Source organism: Devosia polycyclovorans (assembly GCF_042181575.1).
Classification (GTDB): domain Bacteria; phylum Pseudomonadota; class Alphaproteobacteria; order Rhizobiales; family Devosiaceae; genus Devosia; species Devosia polycyclovorans.
The window spans coordinates 1,498,998-1,517,242 of sequence record NZ_CP170082.1; the positions used below are offsets into that span (position 1 = coordinate 1,498,998).

At 62.1% G+C, this 18,245-nt stretch carries 12 protein-coding genes; 1 reads left to right on the plus strand and 11 read right to left on the minus strand.

The features are described from left to right. Positions 1 to 12 precede the first annotated feature (12 nt). From ACE4RL_RS07565 to ACE4RL_RS07605, 9 genes are all read right to left on the minus strand, one after another. Positions 13 to 2,424: a circularly permuted type 2 ATP-grasp protein gene (locus ACE4RL_RS07565; RefSeq protein WP_375599889.1), complete on the minus strand. Its 2,412-nt coding sequence runs from the start codon at positions 2,422 to 2,424 to the stop codon at positions 13 to 15. 3 nt (positions 2,425 to 2,427) lie between these two features. Further along, a complete protein-coding gene (locus ACE4RL_RS07570; RefSeq protein WP_375599890.1) occupies positions 2,428 to 5,775 on the minus strand; it encodes a DUF2126 domain-containing protein in 3,348 nt (1,115 codons plus the stop codon). A 123-nt stretch (positions 5,776 to 5,898) separates the two neighbouring features. Continuing rightward, complete coding sequence (locus ACE4RL_RS07575; protein ID WP_375599891.1) at positions 5,899 to 7,485, minus strand: FGGY-family carbohydrate kinase; 1,587 nt, start codon at positions 7,483 to 7,485, stop codon at positions 5,899 to 5,901. 81 nt (positions 7,486 to 7,566) lie between these two features. Then, positions 7,567 to 9,042, minus strand: coding sequence for a mannitol dehydrogenase family protein (locus ACE4RL_RS07580; protein ID WP_375599892.1), 1,476 nt, complete (start codon positions 9,040 to 9,042; stop codon positions 7,567 to 7,569). A 5-nt stretch (positions 9,043 to 9,047) separates the two neighbouring features. After that, a complete protein-coding gene (locus ACE4RL_RS07585; protein WP_375599893.1) occupies positions 9,048 to 10,058 on the minus strand; it encodes an ABC transporter ATP-binding protein in 1,011 nt (336 codons plus the stop codon). A gap of 13 nt (positions 10,059 to 10,071) precedes the next feature. After that, the gene (locus ACE4RL_RS07590; protein ID WP_375599894.1) at positions 10,072 to 10,902 is read right to left on the minus strand and encodes a carbohydrate ABC transporter permease; all 831 of its coding nucleotides are present in this window, start codon (positions 10,900 to 10,902) and stop codon (positions 10,072 to 10,074) included. A gap of 12 nt (positions 10,903 to 10,914) precedes the next feature. Next, the gene (locus ACE4RL_RS07595; protein ID WP_183310696.1) at positions 10,915 to 11,787 is read right to left on the minus strand and encodes a carbohydrate ABC transporter permease; all 873 of its coding nucleotides are present in this window, start codon (positions 11,785 to 11,787) and stop codon (positions 10,915 to 10,917) included. Positions 11,788 to 12,062: 275 nt separating this feature from the next. Continuing rightward, on the minus strand, positions 12,063 to 13,373 hold the full coding sequence (locus tag ACE4RL_RS07600; protein ID WP_375599895.1) for an ABC transporter substrate-binding protein: 1,311 nt from the start codon (positions 13,371 to 13,373) through the stop codon (positions 12,063 to 12,065). Positions 13,374 to 13,819: 446 nt separating this feature from the next. Then, a complete protein-coding gene (locus ACE4RL_RS07605; protein ID WP_375599896.1) occupies positions 13,820 to 14,512 on the minus strand; it encodes a winged helix-turn-helix transcriptional regulator in 693 nt (230 codons plus the stop codon). 166 nt (positions 14,513 to 14,678) lie between these two features. On the opposite strand from ACE4RL_RS07605, the gene ACE4RL_RS07610 reads away from it, so the two are divergent. Continuing rightward, on the plus strand, positions 14,679 to 16,121 hold the full coding sequence (locus ACE4RL_RS07610; RefSeq protein WP_375599897.1) for an FAD-binding oxidoreductase: 1,443 nt from the start codon (positions 14,679 to 14,681) through the stop codon (positions 16,119 to 16,121). 49 nt (positions 16,122 to 16,170) lie between these two features. Here ACE4RL_RS07610 and ACE4RL_RS07615 read toward each other — a convergent pair whose 3' ends face one another. Further along, positions 16,171 to 17,124, minus strand: coding sequence for a sugar-binding transcriptional regulator (locus tag ACE4RL_RS07615; RefSeq protein WP_375599898.1), 954 nt, complete (start codon positions 17,122 to 17,124; stop codon positions 16,171 to 16,173). Positions 17,125 to 17,292: 168 nt separating this feature from the next. Continuing rightward, positions 17,293 to 18,192 carry a DNA helicase gene (locus ACE4RL_RS07620; protein WP_375599899.1) on the minus strand — a complete coding sequence of 300 codons (900 nt, stop codon included), beginning with the start codon at positions 18,190 to 18,192 and terminating at the stop codon, positions 17,293 to 17,295. Between the last annotated feature and the right edge of the window lie 53 nt (positions 18,193 to 18,245).

Here is an 18,245-nt window from a genome sequence, read left to right on the forward strand (position 1 = left end):
GGCTGTGGTCCCTCAGGTGAAGTAAGCCGCAGCGATCAGGCTGGACAGCATGCCGATCTCACTTGCCAGGCGGTCGAGCCGCTCCGGCGTCATCTCGCTGGCTTCGGCGATCACAAGCCCGGTGTGAATTTCCAGCGCCAGCCTGGCGGCGGGAGACAGTTGCTCGTCATCAATGCCGCCGGGCAGGGATTCGATCTGGTGGCGCAATTCGGCCAGTTGGAACAGTACCGATCGCGGGTTCAATGGATCGAGCACCAGAAGGTCGATTGCGCTCTGCGCTCCGGCGGTCACCGAATAGCGGCGGCGGTGGGACATGACGCTGTCGCCGATTTCAAGCAGCATCTCAACCGAACCGTCGGGCGCTTCGGGCGCTGTCAGCCAGGCCGTCACCCGTGCGATCTGAATGGCGCGTTCCAGGCGCCGGCCAAGTTCCAGGAAACGCCAGCCGGCAAAGCGGTACATGTTCTCATGCACAAGGCCCGAAAAGCCCGCCAGCTTCCGCAGCAGCACCGTCATGGCCCGCGTGGCGTCGTCGCCAGTGCTGATGCGTGCCGCGAAGCGCTGCGCGGTCTTTTGCAGATCGTTGAGCGCCAGCCAGCCATCGGGTGAGAAGCGGTCGCGGATCTGCCCAGCGCTGTGCACGGCGCTGTCGATGGAGGCCAGCAGTCCCTGCGGCATGGCTTCAGCGGCATCGACATCGAGCGTTTCAAGCAGCGCCGCGCAATGGGTCAGGATCGGCAAATCCGGCTTGGAGAGCTCGGCCAGCCGGGCATTATAGGCGCGCAGGATCCGCACCGAGGCTTCGCAGCGCTCAGCATAACGTCCCAGCCAGATCAGATTGTCGGCGGCGCGGCTGGGCAAATTTCCGGGGGCGTTGCGCACCAGCTTTTCGCCCTCGCGCGGCAGCAGCGAGACCTGCTCGACCGGCTTGCTCGACAGCACCCAGACGTCCGCCGCCTGGCCGCCGCGTTGCATGGCCAGGGCCGTCGTATCGGTGGTGGAACCGACGCGGGCAAAGCCGCCGGGCATGATGGTCCAGCCGTCATCGGTACGGGCGGCGTAGACGCGCAGCGTAATGGGCCGCGGTTCGAGCTTGCCATCGACATAGACAGGGGCCGTGGAGAGCCGGACTGGCTCCTGCCCGACATAGGAGCCGCCATCATTGGCAATGCGGGATTTGAGGTCTGCCTTCTGCTCGGCGGTCATGCCGGCGCCAAGGGCGGTACCGCGCAGATCGTCGAAGGGCAGTTGCGTGGAGAAGGCCGGGCCGATCATGAGCTGATCGAAATTGTCGAGCACGAATTCGCGCTCGGCGCCCTGGCCGCACCACCAAGTGGCGATTTCGGGCAGTTCGAGCCCGGTCCCCAATAGGTGCTTGCAGAGGCGCGGCATGAAGGCTGCGAGGGCCCGGGTTTCCATGATGCCGGTACCCAGCGCATTGATCATGGAGATCGAACCCGATCGCAGGGCCTCGACCATGCCGGGCGTGCCAATATGGCTGTCATAGCGCAATTCGAGTGGGTCGGCGAAGCTGGCATCAAGCCGTCGCCAGAGCACGCTGACGGGTTTGAGACCGGCAACAGTCCGCACCATGACCTGGTCGTCCTCGACCACCAGGTCCTCGCCCTCAAGCAGCATCAGCCCGAGATAGCGGGCGATATAGGCGTGTTCGAAATAGGTTTCGTTGAGCTGGCCGGGGGTGAGAATGCCGACGCGACCGCCATCGCGTTGAGCCTGGTTGAACAGCGCATCGCGGAAGCCGCGGAAGAAGCCGGCCAGCCGATTGATATTCAGCGAGGCGTAGATTTCGGACAGCGCGCGGGTGGTGGCCACGCGGTTTTCCAACGCGAAACCGGCACCGGACGGGGCCTGGGTGCGGTCACCCAGCACCCACCAGGCGCCGTCGGGACCACGGCCAAGCTCGAAAGCACAAAAGTGCAGGTAATGTCCGCTGACCGGCTGCACCCCTACCATGGGGCGCAGGAACTCGCTGTTCTGAGCGATCAGTTCGGGGGGGAGCAGACCCTCCTGCACCAGCGTGTTGCTGCCATAGATATCGGCCACGATCCGCTCGAGCAGTTCGGCGCGCTGGGTCAGCCCGCTCGAAATCTGTACCCAGTCGGCTTCATTGATCAGCAGCGGGATATGGGCCAGCGGCCAGGCGCGTTCCTTGCCTTCGGCTCCGTCATATTTGCGGTAGAAGACACCGGCATCGCGCAGATACTGGTCGGCGCGCTCGACCCGGGCAGCCAGTTCGGTGGGGCCCAGCGCATCGAAGGCCGCCATGAGTTTATCCCAGCCGGGCCGTATGGCGCCGGACGGGTCGATCATCTCGTCCGGCACGCCGGGCAGCAGGCGGTAGTCAGCGATGATGCTGGGGCCGGCCGGGGGCTTGCCGCGGGTCTGTTGATTCCGCGAACTCATGGACTACGTGAACCGCGCTGGCCGCCTGAGGTCAAGGGTTAGCGGGAATTCGTCCGCAGGCTTTTCCGGGGTGAGCTGGTAGCCGCCCGGCGTGTAATTGTGCGGCACGAAGCGCGCGAGGCGCCGGGCCTCGGCTTCATTGCCATTGACCGGGAAGGTTTCGTAATTGCGCCCGCCCGGATGGGCAACGTGATAGGTGCAGCCGCCGATCGGACGGCCAGTCCAGTTGTCGTAAATGTCGAAAACCAGCGGCGCGTGCGCCGGTATGGCCGGATGCATGCCGGAGGCCGGCTGCCAGGCCTTGAAGCGAACCCCGGCCACGGCTTCGCCTGTAGCGCCGGCGGGTTGCAGCGGCATTGGGCGCTGGTTGCAGGTCACCGTGTAGCGGGAGGGATTGGCGGCCTCAAGGCGTACCTGCAGGCGCTCCACCGAGGAATCGACAAAGCGCACCGTGCCGCCGATCGCGCCCTGTTCGCCCATCACATGCCAGGGCTCCAGCGCCTGGCGCAGTTCGAGCCTGACCCCATCCACTTCGACTTCCCCGCAGAAGGGGAAGCGGAATTCGAGCTGGGCGGCGAACCATTCGGGTTCGAAATCAAATCCGTGCTGGCGGAGGTCCTCAAGCACGCCGAGGAAATCCTGCCAGACGAAACTTCCGAGCATGAAGCGGTCGTGCAGGCTGGTGCCCCAGCGCGTGAAGTCGCCCGAGAGCGGCTTGTCCCAATAGCGAGCAATCAGGGCCCGGATCAGCAATTGCTGGGCGAGCGACATGCGCGCATTGGGCGGCATTTCGAAACCGCGGAACTCCACCAGCCCCAGCCGCCCGGTCGGACCATCGGGGGAATAGAGCTTGTCGATGCAGATTTCGGCGCGATGCGTATTGCCGGTGACATCGACCAGCAGATTGCGGAACAGGCGATCGGTCAGCCAGGGCAGAGGCGGGGTGCCCTCGCCTGGCGCCGGTACCTGCGCCATGGCAATTTCGAGCTCATACAAGCTGTCGTGGCGGGCCTCATCCAGGCGCGGGGCCTGGCTGGTCGGGCCGATGAACATGCCGGAGAACAGATAGCTCATCGAGGGGTGCCGCTGCCAATGCAGCACCAGCGACTTCAAGAGGTCCGGCCGGCGCAGGAAAGGGCTGTCATGCGGCGTCGCCCCGCCGACGACGACATGATTGCCGCCGCCAGTGCCGACATGCTTGCCATCGATCATGAACTTGTCGGCGCCGAGGCGGCATTGGCGTGCCTCCTCATAGACCGCTTCGGTCGTGGCCACGCAATCTTCCCAGCTTGAAGCGGGATGGATATTGACCTCGATGACGCCCGGATCGGGTGCCACACGAATGACGTTGAGACGCGGGTCCTGCGGCGGGGCATAGCCTTCAAGATGGACCGGCTGGCCGATTTCCTTGGCCGCTGCCTCAGCCGCTGCGATCAGTTCGAGGAAATCTTCCAGCTTCTCCACCGGCGGCAGGAAAATGCAAAGGCGATGCTCGCGCACTTCGGCGGTGACGGCGGTACGCACCTCGCCCTCGATCTCGCTGATGACTTGTTCGGTGATGTCCTGTTGCTCAGTCGCTGCGGTGAAGCCGGCAGCGGCCTGGGCGCGCGGATCGGTTTCAAGTCCGGTCTTGCTGCGCGCGAGGATTTCTTCAGGATCGGGCAGGGGGCCGCGCGGCACACCCGGGTCCTGGGGCACCACATGCGGGTAGTCGGTCGGCTTCAAATGCTTGAGCGAGCTCAATGGCAGGCGATAGCCGGCCGGGCTGTCGCCGGGCGTCAGGAACAGCTTGCCGCGCCTGGTCTTCCATTTTTCAGTCAGCCAGGGGCTGGAGGCCTTGGCATTCCAGCGTTGTACGGGCAGCACATAGCCGGTGGGATGGGTCAGGCCCCTCTCGAACACCTTGGCAATGCGCGAGCGCGCCTCGGGATCGGCCAGTTCGGAATTGGCCGGGTCGACATTAGCCGGCAGATTGGCTTCCTTGAGCAGCCATTCGCCGGGGTCTTCATAGGCCTCATCGATGGTTTCGCCCGTCAGGCCGAGATTGCGCGCAAACGCATCGAGGAATTTTCGCGCGTCCTCATGCGTGGCATCGGTCTTGATGCCCTCCTGGGCGATCAGCTTTTCATCCTGCCACACCGGCTTGCCGTCGACCCGCCAATAGAGTGAGAAGGTCCAGCGCGGCAGGGTCTCCCCCGGATACCACTTGCCCTGGCCGTGATGCAGCATGCCATTGGGGGCAAAACGCTGGCGCAGACGGCGGATCAGCTGATCGGCCAGGCGCCGCTTGGTGGGACCGACTGCGTCCGCATTCCACTCACCGGCCTCGAAATCATCGATGGACACGAAGGTCGGCTCGCCGCCCATAGTGAGGCGCACGTCCTGCTCATTGAGCTTTTCATCGACCTTTTTGCCCAGGGCGTTGAGTCGCTCCCAGCTCTCGTCGGAGAATGGCTTGGTGATGCGTGGATGCTCGGCAATCCGGGTCACCCGCATGTCGAAGGCGAAGTCGACTTCGGCGAAAGAGGCAAAGCCGGAGATTGGCGCCGCATTACGATAATGCGGCGTTGCTGCCAGCGGCACGTGGCTTTCGCCGGTCAGCAGGCCAGAGGTGGGGTCAAGGCCAATCCAGCCAGCGCCGGGCAGATAGACTTCCGCCCAGGCATGCAGATCGGTGAAATCGTGGTCGGTGCCAGCCGGGCCATCGAGGGATACAATGTCAGGCTTGAGCTGGATCAGATAGCCAGAGACAAAGCGCGCGGCCAGGCCCAGATGGCGCAGAATGTTGACCAGCAGCCAGCTCGAATCCCGGCAGGAGCCCTTGCCATTGCCCAGCGTTTCCTCGGGCGTCCAGACGCCGGGTTCGAGGCGAACGATATAGTTCACCACGCTTTGCAGATGGGCGTTCAGATCGGTCACGAAAGTGACGGTGTTCTTCGGGCTTTTGTCGAGCCCATCAAGGAACTTTTGCAGCAGCGGCCCGGCCGGCTCTGGCTTCATATAGATCGTCAGATCGTTGCGCAGATCCTCGGGATATTGGAAGGGCCAGGTCTCGCCGCTCTCCTCGACGAAGAAGTCGAACGGATTATAGACCGTCATGTCGGCGATCAGGTCGACCTCGATCTTGAGTTCGGTCACCGGCTCGGGAAAGACAAAGCGCGTCAGAAAATTGCCATAGGGGTCCTGCTGCACATTGACGAAGTGCAGGCTCGGGCTGACCCGCAACGAGTGGCTGAGCACCTTGGTTTTGGAATGCGGTGCCGGCTGCAGGCGAATGACCTGCGGCTGCAACGTGACCGGGCGGTCATATTTGTAGTGGGTCAGATGATAGATGGCGGCTTTGATCGACATGCAGCTTCTGTCGCTCGCTTTAAGGCCACGGATTTTGGCTTCCCACAAAGGAGCTTATCGGGGATTGTGACGCGTGGATAGGCGCTGCATGCGCCGGGGCATCAGCGGCCGCCAATGGCGGCGCTAGTCGAGCGCGTCGATGACTTGGCGCTGTTTGAGCATTTCAAGGAAAATGCGGTAGTCGCGGTCGAATTGTGCCCGAGCTTCGACCTTGGGCGCGCGGGCGGTGCCGCCTTGCTGCATGGCCAGACACGCCTGATCGAGGCTCGAATAGAGCCCGGCTGCATTGGCGGCGACCATGGCCATGCCGAGCAGGGTCGCATCCGGCGTCGAAGGCTCGACCACGGTGCAGCCGGTTGCATCGGCGTAGAGCTCCATCAGCAGCGGGTTGCGGGTGTGGCCGCCGGTGATGTGCAGCGTGTCGATGGCATAGCCCTTGGTGTTGAGAGTATCGAGAATATGCCGCACGCCCAGCGCAATGGAAACGCAGCTGCGCCAATAGAGCCTGCAGAGGCTGTCAAAGTCGCTGTCGAGTGTCAGCCCGGAGATTACGCCCAATGCGGACGGATCGCCCAATGGCGAGCGATTGCCGTGAAAGTCCGGCAACACGTGCAGGCGGTCAGCCAGGGCAAGCCCCTCGCTTTCTCGCAGTTCCATCACCCGGTTGCAGATGGCCAGATGCTTCTCGCGGGTCGGCTCACCCCCGGCGCTGTGCCAGGCGATAATGTGGTCCAGCAGGGCACCGGTGGCCGACTGTCCGCCTTCATTGAGCCAGACACCTGGCAGTACGGCACCGTAATAAGGGCCCCAGACGCCCGAGGTCGGCCGGTCCTCTGCGGAGAGCGCCATCACGCAGCTCGATGTTCCGGCGATCAGCGCCAGGTGCCGGTCGATGGTCTCGACATCGGCGGTGAAGGCGCCGAGCACCCCCAGGGCTCCGGCATGGGCATCGATCAGCCCGGCACCGACCCTGCAGGTCGTGGTGAGGCCGAGTTGGTCCGCAGCCTTGGCTGTCAGCGGTCCGAGATCGGCACCTACCGGGCTGGCTTTTTTGGGCAGAGCCGCCTTTTCGAGCAGGTCTTCAAGCCCGACCCTGGCGAGAAAATCCTGCCGCCAGCTTTGTGCATCGTGGCCCAGATAGGTCCATTTGCAGGTGAGGGTCGATTGCGAGCGAGCCAGTGAGCCCGTTGCTTGCCAGGACAAGAAATCGGCCAGGTCGAACATCTGCCCGGCGCGGTTCCAGCTTTGTGGCAGATGCCGCTTGAGCCACATCAGCTTGGGCACTTCCATTTCCGGCGACATGACGCCACCGGCATAGTGCAGCACCTCGTGGCCGGTGCGAGTGCATTCGTCGGCCTCGTCAAGCGCCCGGTGGTCGAGCCAGACAATGGTGTCCCAGCGATCCTCGCCATCACGCGAAACGGTGACCGGCGCGCCGGTAGCGTCCCGCACCACCAGCGAGCAGGTGGCGTCAAAGGCGATTCCGGCGACATCCTGGGGCTTTGCACCCGCTATGGACATGGCCTTGCGGACTGCTTCACACACCGCCTGCCAGATCTGGCCACTGTCATGCTCGGCGAAATTGGCGTCGGTGCGCCGCATCAGGATGGGCACTTCATGCCGGCCGCGAAACTGGCCATCGCGCGTGAAGACACCGGCCCGGGCGCTGCCGGTTCCCACATCCACACCCACCAGGAAGTCCTGCGACACGCCGCCCTCGTATGTTCGGTCCGGGCGGACCATAGCGAATGGGATTGACAGCGACTAGAGGGAGAGAGGCAGAGGCAAAACCTAGTGCTGATCCGCCAGATACCGCTCGAGCGTCCGTGCGGTGCCCTGCATCCACAGCGCGTTCAGGGCCTTGGTGAACGCGGCAACAAAGTCAGGAGCCTTGGCCAGATCACCATAGATATCGGCCATTTCGAGCCAGGCTTTGGGGTTATCCTTGGCCTTGATGGCTTGGGCGTTGAGCCGGTCCCAATTCGGATCGTTCGGCTCGATCACCGCGCCGCTATCGGTGGTGCCGAAGCAGTAGCGGCACCAGAGGGCTGAAACGAGCGCCAGGCCGGTCACGCTCTGGCCGTCGCGAATACGATCGAGCGCCGAGGGGATGATGAATTTGGGCTGCCGGTTGGAGCCGTCGAGCGCCAGGCGCCGCACAGTGTCGCCGATCTTGGGATTGGCAAAGCGCCGCTCGCAAAGCGCGAAATAGGCGTCGAGATCGGTATCGGGCACAGGCGGCACGACTGGAATGATCTCCTCGGCTTCCACCTTTTTGAGGAAGGCGGCGACCAGCGGGTGCTCCATTGCCTCGTGCACATAATGAATGTCGAGCAGGCCCGCCGGATAGGCGATGGTGGCGTGGCCGCCATTGAGAATGCGGATTTTCATATGCTCGTAGGGCGCAACGTCGGGCACGAACTGCACACCGACCTTTTCCAGCGCCGGGCGCCCGGCGGGGAAATTGTCTTCGAGCACCCATTGCTTGAAGCTTTCGCAGAACACCGGCCAGGCGTCGTCGATGCCGAACTGGTTGGCCAGCAGGGTCTTCTCGCGGTCCGAGGTGGCCGGGGTGATGCGGTCCACCATGCCATTGGGGAAGGCGACCGAGGACTTGACCCACTCGGCCAGTTCCGGATGGATCAGGGCGGCCAAGCCCGCGACGGCGTGTTCCGTCACGTGGCCGTTGCCCGGGATATTGTCACAGCTCATTACCGTGAATGGGGCGATGCCGGCCTCGCGGCGTTTGACCAAGCCGGCCAGGATCAGACCGAACGCGGTTTTCGGCGCGTCGAAATGGGCTGCGTCGTGCGCAATGTCGGGATGTGTTGGATCGAATGTCTGGCTGGCCGGGTCGATATAGTAGCCGCCCTCGGTAATGGTCAGCGAGACGATGCGGATGGCCGGATCCGCCAGCCTGGCAATGACCGCTGCGCTGTCGCCGGGCGGCAGATAGTCGATCATGGCGCCGGTGATGTGAGCCGCGCTATGGTCGGCCTCTTGCTCGACCACGGTGGTGAACCAGTCCTGCCCCATCAGCTTTTGCCGCATTGCCTCATCGGCTGCGCGCACGCCGGCCCCCACCAACGCCCAGTCGTGCCCCTCGCCCAGATTGAACAGCGCGTCGAGATAGACTGCCTGATGGGCGCGATGAAAATTGCCGACGCCGAAATGCACGATGCCGGCGGTGAGATCGGCGCGGGCATAGGCCGGGGTGACCGCAGTCTTGATCGCTGGAAGCGTTGCAGTGGAAAGCCTGGTGGTCATGTCGGTTAGTCCTGGAGTGCCAGCCCGGCCGCGTCGAAGCGGTAGATGCGGTTGGCGGCGGGCGTGAGGTAGACCTTGTCACCATGGCGGAAGGTCTGTTCACCATCGGTGCGCACTGTCATCAGTCCGAGCCCTTCGACCTCGACGTGCAGGAAGGTATCGGAGCCGAGTTGTTCGGCGACATTGACCGTGCCGGCCCATTGTCCAGCTCCGGCGGTGGTCGAGAGCGTAAAGTGCTCAGGCCGTACGCCGATGGAGTGGGCATTGTGCTTTTGCGCCTCGGGACCATCGACGAAATTCATCTTGGGCGAGCCAATAAAGCCGGCCACAAAGCGGTTGGCGGGCCTCTTGTAGAGTTCGAGCGGGGAGCCGAATTGCTCGACATTTCCCGCATTCAGCACCACGATCCGGTCGGCCATGGTCATGGCTTCCACCTGGTCGTGGGTCACATAGATCATGGTGGTCTTGAGCTGCTGGTGCAGTTCGGTGATTTCAAGCCGCATGTTGACGCGCAGCGCCGCGTCAAGGTTTGACAAGGGCTCGTCGAACAGGAACGCCTTGGGTTCGCGCACGATGGCGCGGCCAATCGCGACGCGCTGGCGTTGGCCACCGGAGAGGGCCCGCGGACGGCGGTCGAGATAGGAGCCGAGGTTGAGCGTGCGGGCTGCATACTCGACCTTCTTGTCGATCTCGGCTTGCGGCATCTTGGCCATTTTGAGCGGGAAGGCGATGTTGTCGCGCACGCTCATATGCGGATAGAGCGCATAGGACTGGAACACCATGGCCAGACCGCGCCGGGCGGGCGGTGCGCCGGTGACGTCCTCGCCATCGAGTTTGATATGACCCGAGGTGGTGTCCTCAAGCCCCGCGATCAGGCGCAGCAGGGTGGACTTGCCGCAGCCCGAGGGGCCGACGAAGACGACGAATTCGCCATCTTCGATCTCGAGCGAAATGTCCGGGATGATTTCGACTTCACCGAAGGACTTGTTGACGTGTTCGAGCGTGATGGAACCCATTTCATAAAGCCCTTTACTTGACGGCGCCGAAGGTGAGGCCGCGGACGAGCTGCTTCTGGCTGAACCAGCCCAGCAACAGGATTGGTGCAATGGCCAGGAGAGATGCGGCCGAAAGCTTGGCCAGGAACAGGCCCTGGGGTGACGAGAAAGACGAGATAAACGCGGTCAATGTGCCGGCCCGACCCGAGGTCAGGGTGATGGTCCAGAAGGCCTCGTTCCAGGCCAAAATCACATTGAGCAACAGCGTCGAGGCAATGCCGGGAATGGCCATGGGCACCAGCACATGGACGATTTCGTTCCAGAGCTCTGCGCCATCCATGCGGGCGGCTTCGAGGATATCGACCGGGATTTCCTTGAAATAGGTGTAGAGCATCCAGATGATGATCGGCAGGTTGATCAGCGTCATGATGATGGTCAGGCCATGCACGGTGTCGAGCAGGCGCAGATCGCGGAAGATCAGGTAGATCGGGATCAGCACGCCAACGGCCGGCATCATCTTGGTGGAGAGCATCCACATCAGGATGTCCTTGGTGCGCTTGGTCGGCGCGAAGGCCATTGACCATGCTGCCGGGATGGCGATGACGAGGCCCAAAAGGGTCGAGCCTACCGATACCAGGATCGAGTTCCAGGCGTGCTTGATATAGTCCGAGCGGTCCTGCACATCGCCGAAATTGTCGAGCGTGAAGGTCAGCGGCAGAAAAGTGGGCGGAGTGGCGATCGCCTCGGCCTCGGTCTTGAAGGCGGTGACGATGGTCCAGAGGATCGGCGAGAACAGCAGCAGGGCCACGGCCCATGCCAGCACGGTGAAGCCAATTTTGGTCTGAACGGATGCGTTGCGGGCCATGATCTCGTCTCCTTACGCGTCCAGGTTCTTGCCGACGGCGCGCATCAGGAAGATGGCGACGATGTTGGCGATGATGACCGCGACCACGCCACCGGCGGAACCGGCGCCGATGTCATTGGACAAAATACCGGTTCGGAACACGAGGAAGGTGATATTGGTCGAGGCATAGCCGGGTCCGCCGCCGGTGGTGACGCGGATCTCCGCAAAGATGCCGAGCAGGAAAATGGTCTGGATCAGGATCACGATGGTGATCGCCCGGGCCATGTGCGGCAGGATGATATAGCGGAAGCGGTTGACCGCATTGGCGCCATCCATTTCGGCGGCCTCGCGCTGCTCCTCGGAGAGCGACTGCAATGCGGTGAGCAGGATCAACGTTGCAAAGGGCAGCCATTGCCATGCGACAATCACGATCACCGAAAACAGCGGATATTGCGCGAACCAGTCCACCGGCTCGAGGCCGAGGGCCTTGAACAGGTGCCCGAGCATGCCATAGCCGGGATGCATGAAGCCGTTCTTCCAGATCAGCGCGGCGACCGGCGGCATGACGAAGAAGGGGGAGATGACCAGGATGCGCAAAACGCCCTGGCCCCAGATCGGCTGATCGAGCAGCAGCGCCAGGAACGTGCCGCCGATCACGGTGATCAGCAGCACCCCGCCAACCAGCAGCAGGGTATTGACCAGCGCCTGGGTGAAGCTGGGGTCGCCTATGACGTATTCATAGTTTCCCCAGCCGGCAAAGCCGGTCATCATCGGGTTGATCAGGCTATAATTCTGAAACGAGAACCAGATGGTCATGGCCAGCGGCACGGCCATCCAGATCAGAAGCACAATGACGGCTGGTGCCATCATGGTGCGCGCCAGGGTGCGGGTTTGCCGGGTCGCCATCCATTCCTCCCAGGGCCGATCAGGTTGGCCGATTTGTTCGGGTCCATCGGTCCTCATCGGATGGTCACCTTGAGGTGGCCATCGGATCAGGCCCGCCAGCCTGCGGCGCAGCCGCAGTGCCGGGGATGGAACCGTCCGGCGTCCTGAGGGGGACGAGTTTGCCGGGCGGCTCCAGTTCGGGACGCAGATGCAAGGGAGGACGAACAATCCGTGCACAGGTCCGGAGGAGGGCGGCCGAAAAAGAGGTTCCGGCCGCCTGAGGCTTTGGAGGAGCCTTATTTGATATAACCGGCGCGGGTCATGTCGCGGGTTACGGCGTCCTGGGCCTGCGCCAAGGCGTCGTCAGCCGACATCTGACCGGCAAGGGCTGCCGAAAAGAGCTGACCGACATTGGTGCCGATGCCGGCAAATTCGGGGATCGCCACGAACTGCACGCCCACATAAGGCACCGGCTGGACCGTCGGATTGGTCGGGTCGGCTGCATAGATCGAGCCCATGGTCATTTCCGCAAACGGGGCCGCCGCCTGGTAGTCCGGGTTTTCATAGAGCGAGATGCGGGTGCCCGGTGGGACGTTGGCCCAACCCTCTTCGGCCGCAACCAGCTCGAGATAGTCCTTGGAGGTCGCCCAGCCGATGAACTGCTCGGCCGCATCGGCATTCTGCGAGGAGGCAGGGATGGCCAGGGACCAGGCCCAGAGCCAGTTGCCGCGCTTGCCAAGGCCCGTGTCGGGCGCCAGAGCAAAGCCGACCTTGTCGGCCACGGTCGAGTCATCGGGATTGGTCACGAAGGACGCGGCCACGGTGGCGTCGATCCACATGCCGCACTTACCCTGCTGGAACAGGGTCAGGTTTTCATTGAAGCCATTGGACGAGGCGCCCGAGGGACCGGCATCGGCCATCAGCGAGAGATAGGTGTCCAGCGTTTCCTTCCATTCGGGGCTGTCGAATTGCGGGTTCCAGTCTTCGTCGAACCAGCGGGCGCCGAAGGAGTTGGACATGGCCGTCAGGAAAGCCATGTTCTCGCCCCAGCCAGCCTTGCCGCGCAGGCAGATGCCGTTGATGTCGTTTTCACGATCGGTCATGGCGCGCGCGGCCTCACCGATGAATTCCCAGGTCGGGGCTTCCGGCATGGTAAGGCCCGCTTCTTCCATCAGATCGGTGCGATACATGATGAAGGAACTCTCGCCATAGAAGGGCGCAGCGTAGAGCTTGCCATCGACCGAGAGGCCACCACGGATCGGCGGCAGCAGGTCATCAACGTCATATTCAGCGTCTGCCGTCAGGCCATCGAGCGGCTTGAGCCAACCCTGCTTGGCCCAGATCGGGGCCTCGTAGGTGCCGATGGTCATGATGTCGTACTGGCCACCATTGGTGGCGATGTCCGTCGTGACGTTCTGGCGCAACGTGTTCTCTTCCAGAACCACCCAGTTCAGCTCGATGCCGGTTTCTTCGGTGAAGGCGCTCGACAGGCCCTGCATGCGGATCATGTCGCCATTGTTCACGGTGGCAATGGTGAGCGTCTGCGCAGAAGCGGTGCCGACGAGGGCGAGCGTCAAAACGCCCGCAAAAAGCGGTGTTAGTCTCATAGAAATCCTCCCAGATGCCGAAACGGGCATTTGCCTCGGCTATGAGCAAATGTTCAATTTATTGGCGTGTGAGTCAAGCAGGCTTTTGCGCAGATTTCTGCCGTACGTGCGTCAGATAGCGCTGAAGCGCGGGTCCTAGCCTCTGGGGCTGGAGGCATGAGCAAAGACGCTGTTCAGCGAACTTATGCCCGGCATCGGGATGTCTTGCTGCTGGGGAGCCACCTAACCGTGGGTGGACTCGAGCCTATCATACGTGCCCTGCGAGCTTGCGCCGTGGGCTGCGAATGTTGCTGACGGCAGTTTGGCGAAAAGCGTTTTTCTAGGTTTTGCCCTCTTTAGCCAAAGAGCGCACTGTCACTCAGCAGCTATACGGGTGGCTGCCAGACAACGCTCAAATATGCGTGGGCAGCTGCGATCTCGATGTGTTTGTGGCGATATATGACGTCTCAGTGCACCAGCTTCGACTGAGAGGAAAAAGGACTAAGACCCAACCAGGTCTGCATTGTGCTCGCCATTGCCGGATCGCCTTCAAATTGGATCTTCTCTCGAACTTGATCTACTCTTGCCAGGCCCATCCAGATTTCAGTCATGGTGCGCAGATTCGTCGTCACCCAGAGATCGACATCGTATCCAGGATCGGTCGAACAGAGGTCAACAGCACCGAAGGGCTCCACGACCAGCCACCAGTGTCGCCTGCCACCCGCAAGTTCAGGATAGAGAAAGCTGATCACTGTCCGGCGGTCGGGCAAGGGAGACGGGTCGAGGTTGCGGCGCATGTCCCACATCAGCAGCGATGGGTCCAGGTTCTCCAGCGTTGCTTGCGTCTCGATCCATTTTTGCCCCCATATACCGAAGGCTTCAATAATAGACTGCAGGTCGTGCCCGGCCTTGGTCAGGCGGTATTCCTGCACGCCCGGCTCGTCATCTGCGGGGCCACGCCAGACTATCCCGGCAACTTCGAGCTCCTTCAGCCTTTGAGATAATAGGCTCGGGGACATGCGCGGAACGCCTCGTCTCAAATCGTTGAACCGGGTTGAGCCGGCCACCATTTCTCGCACCAGAACGATGGTCCAGCGCGTGCAGAGCATTTCGGCCGCCATCGCGACCGGACAGAACTGTCCGTAGCTGCCGAGAGTCATCTTGTAACTCCTCCTGTGGAGAAAAGTCCGCTACTGCCCTCGCTTCAATTTAGCACGGTTTCGCCCTTCGCCCGTCAGGAAAAGGCAGGTTCAGTTTCAGGACTAGTTCACCCTCATATTGGGGCGCAGTCTGCCAATAGTCCGAAAACCTAGTGGAGCAATCGCCATGACCGTAGCGCTAAAAGAGCTGAATGGTGGGACCTTAGAGGTCCTCGACGAGAGACTGGCAGAATTGAGGACCGCGCTGGAGGGCCAGCTGATCGGCAAAGACGATGCCGGCTACGACGAGGCCCGATCACTTTGGAACGGCATGATAGATCGGCATCCTGGTCTGATCGTGCTCGCAACGAACCGGAGAGATATCCAACTCGTGGTGAACTTCGCGCAGCACAACAGCGTCTTGCTGAGTATTAAAGGCGGCGGCCACCAGATTGCGGGCCATGCGGTGGCTGATGGCGCGCTGCTGCTTGATCTTTCGCAGATGAAGAGCGTTCACGTCGATGCTGATGCGGCCACAGCAACTGTCGAGCCCGGCTGTCTTTTATCCGACGTGGATAAGGCCACCCAGGCTCACGGATTGGCGGTGCCTCTGGGCATCAACTCGACAACCGGCATTTCAGGTCTGACCCTTGGTGGTGGCTTTGGCTGGATTACTGGCAAACACGGACTGACGATTGATAACCTGCTATCGGCTGAAGTTGTCTGCGCCGATGGCGAGATACGAACAGCAAGTGCCTCGCAAAATCCTGATCTTTTCTGGGCGATCAGCGGGGGAGGGGGCAATTTCGGCGTAGTCTGCTCGTTCAACTTCAAGCTGCATCCGATCGGTCCTGAGGTCTTGTCTGGGCTGATAGTGCACCCGTTGTCTGATGCGCGCGGTCTCTTGCAAAAATATCGGGATATCTGTGCCCGCGCGCCGGATGAACTGACTGTCTGGGCGGTCCTGCGGCAGGCACCTCCGCTTCCCTTCATCCCGCCGGCCTGGCATGGCAAGGAAGTTCTTATTTTCGCTGCATGCTACGCCGGCGACATGGAGCAAGGCATGCAGTCAATGCAGGAGTTGCGGGGACTTGGCGAACCGATTGCCGATGTGATCGCCCCACACCCCTATGAAGGGTGGCAGCAAGCTTTCGATCCACTCCTCACCCCAGGTGCGCGCAACTACTGGAAAAGCAATGACTTCCTTGCTCTGCACGATGAGGTCATCGACGCGACCTTGTCGGCGGTTGCCGAATTGCCTGACCCGCAGACAGAGATATTTATCGCACATCTGGGCGGTGCGATGACCCGTGTCGATCCCTCCGCCACACCGTTTCCTCAGCGTAAACGCCACTTCGTGATGAATATTCACACGAGATGGTCCGACCCTGCACAAGATCAGTCATGTATCGCTTGGGCCCGCGAGCTTTTTGAGCAGACTGCGCCTCACGCCGCCGGTACCGTATATGTAAACTTTTTGCCCACGGACGACGAGGGCAGAGTATCGGAGGCCTACGGATCGAATATTGAGAAGTTGCGCGGCATCAAGGAGAAGTACGATCCGCAGAACCTTTTCCGACTGAACCACAATATTGTGCCGAAAGCGGATGTGGAGCTGATGTCCGCTTAAGGTCCGGCGCATAAAGCCACGGCCAAGCGGACCATGAACGATCATGCTGTCACGCCAGCAGCAGTTCCGCTGTCTGTTCGTCGGTGATGATGCCATTGGCGAGGCGCCGGGTCAGGGCGGCGCGGATGGCGGCGGCCTTGGCGGGGCCCATGGCCAGGGCAATGACGCGGCCATTTTCGCGGCTGGGAATGGGGGCAGAGGCGACCCGGTCATTGGTCTGGCCCTCGATCAGCCGGCCCTCGGCATCGAATACCCAGCCACAGATTTCGCCGACCGCGCCAGCCTTTTGCAGCGCCTTGTGTTCGGTTTCGGAAATGAAGCCGTCGAGCAAGAGAGGCGCATCCGGGCCCAGATGGCCGATACCGACGAAGGTGATGTTGGCCCGCGCCGCCAAATCCAGTGTCGAGGCGATCATGGGCTGGGTATGGAGCATTGCGCGCTCCTTGGCCGAGGAGGCGATAACCGGCAAGGGCATGGGAAAGCTGCGGGCCTTGACCGTATCGGCCACGTTAAAGATGACGTTGTAGAATGCGGCCGAGCCGTCCGGGGCAATGTTGCCGGTCAGCGACACCACCGTGTGGTGCGGGCAATCCATGGGCTGGAGCTGTTCGATCGCGGCCTTGAGGGTGCGGCCGGTACCGATGGCGATGATCACCGGGTCGGGGCTGCGCAGGCACCGCTCGAGCTCGGCGGCCCCCGCCTCGGCAATGCCGATTGTGGTCGAGGAACTGCCTGTGTCAGAGGGCACAACTTCGCAGTGGTCGAGCGCATAGCGGGTGCGCAGCCGTTCGGCCAGGTCCAGGCACCGGCCGATGGGGTGGTCGAGCCGGACCTTGATCAGCCCTTCGCTGACCGAGAGCGAAACCAGCCGCTGCGCCGACTGGCGCGAAATGCCCATCTTGGCGGCGATTTCCTCCTGCGTATTGCCGGCAACATAATAGAGCCAGCCGGCGCGCGCTGCATCGTCCAGCCGGGTTGCAGAAGTCTCGTTACGCGCAGCCATATGCCCTCATCCCTAGTCGCTCCCGCGATTATTCCGATGCGGCGGCCTACCGCAAGGGGCAATGGCGGAATGAAGGCTTCGGGCCTTGCTTCGCATCAAGGGAAACACAGGGACGCCGAACAGTTCGGCCTCCCCCCAAATTTGAGAAAGCAGGTTTTGTCGGATGTCCTAGCCAGCCAGATTGTCGTGGCTGTGCAGAACCCCCTGATGCAGGAACCAGGCGCGGCTGAACAAGCTCAGGTCAAGCGGGTTGGGCAGCCGGATGTCAGCGGGTCCAGGCACAACAGCACCTGCCGTCTCGAAGGCGCGGTCGATCTGACAGATGAAGGCCACGATCAGTCCACGGCTGCGGACGAAATGGGCCAGATCGGCCACTTGCTGTTGGAGAGATGGCGTGGATCGTTTCTGATCGATCAGTTGCAAATAGTCGATCACCGCAAAAGTGCCCTTTGGTGCGTCCGACAGGGTCCGCATGATGTGATCTGCGCAGATGTCATCAGAGCAGTCGATGACGAACTTCCCCGACAGGCGGCCGGGATCCGCGCCGATTGTCTTCAATTTCGCCTGTACATCGGCCAGGGTGAAGTCGAGCGAGAAAAAATATCCCGCTCGGCCCGCCTCGGCAGATGCTGCGGCCATTTGCAGGGCCAAAAGGGTCTTGCCCTGGTGGGGGCGTGCGGCAATCAGAAAGAGTTCACCCTGCCGCAACTGCGCCAGAAGGCCTGTCGGCGTGCTGGACGCGTCGGCGTGCCGCGACGCCAGCAGGCTCCAGCTCGGAAAACCTTGCGTCGTCGCGATCTCATCGAGGGCGCGGTGCAGCGGGATGGATTGTTCGCGGGCCTGCAGTTTGGCGGCACGCTTGAGGCGGTGGATCGGTGCGGAAAGTCGCATGATTTGCTCCAGTCGTTGCTGGCTCAGGCAATCCCTCCTTATGCCGTCGCACGACGGGACCTGTGATCTACGAGATCGTCCGGCAGATGTGCTGCTTCCCGATTGGAGGGCGGAGGCGTGAACGGCGCCGTCTATTGGTAACCGATTCTCGACTGCCACCGCGATGGGCTTGGCCATCCGGCCTTATCGTAAAACCAAAAATGACAAACAGGTTTGGAGCACTTGATGAC

Coding starts and splice junctions, on each gene's coding strand:
- ACE4RL_RS07610 (WP_375599897.1), top strand. CDS start 14,679: ATGACCGTAGCGCTAAAAGAGCTGAATGGTGGGACCTTAGAGGTCCTC.
- ACE4RL_RS07605 (WP_375599896.1), bottom strand. CDS start 14,512: ATGACTCTCGGCAGCTACGGACAGTTCTGTCCGGTCGCGATGGCGGCC.
- ACE4RL_RS07570 (WP_375599890.1), bottom strand. CDS start 5,775: ATGTCGATCAAAGCCGCCATCTATCATCTGACCCACTACAAATATGAC.
- ACE4RL_RS07580 (WP_375599892.1), bottom strand. CDS start 9,042: ATGACCACCAGGCTTTCCACTGCAACGCTTCCAGCGATCAAGACTGCG.
- ACE4RL_RS07590 (WP_375599894.1), bottom strand. CDS start 10,902: ATGGCCCGCAACGCATCCGTTCAGACCAAAATTGGCTTCACCGTGCTG.
- ACE4RL_RS07595 (WP_183310696.1), bottom strand. CDS start 11,787: ATGGCGACCCGGCAAACCCGCACCCTGGCGCGCACCATGATGGCACCA.
- ACE4RL_RS07565 (WP_375599889.1), bottom strand. CDS start 2,424: ATGAGTTCGCGGAATCAACAGACCCGCGGCAAGCCCCCGGCCGGCCCC.
- ACE4RL_RS07620 (WP_375599899.1), bottom strand. CDS start 18,192: ATGGCCAAGCCCATCGCGGTGGCAGTCGAGAATCGGTTACCAATAGAC.
- ACE4RL_RS07600 (WP_375599895.1), bottom strand. CDS start 13,373: ATGAGACTAACACCGCTTTTTGCGGGCGTTTTGACGCTCGCCCTCGTC.
- ACE4RL_RS07615 (WP_375599898.1), bottom strand. CDS start 17,124: ATGGCTGCGCGTAACGAGACTTCTGCAACCCGGCTGGACGATGCAGCG.
- ACE4RL_RS07585 (WP_375599893.1), bottom strand. CDS start 10,058: ATGGGTTCCATCACGCTCGAACACGTCAACAAGTCCTTCGGTGAAGTC.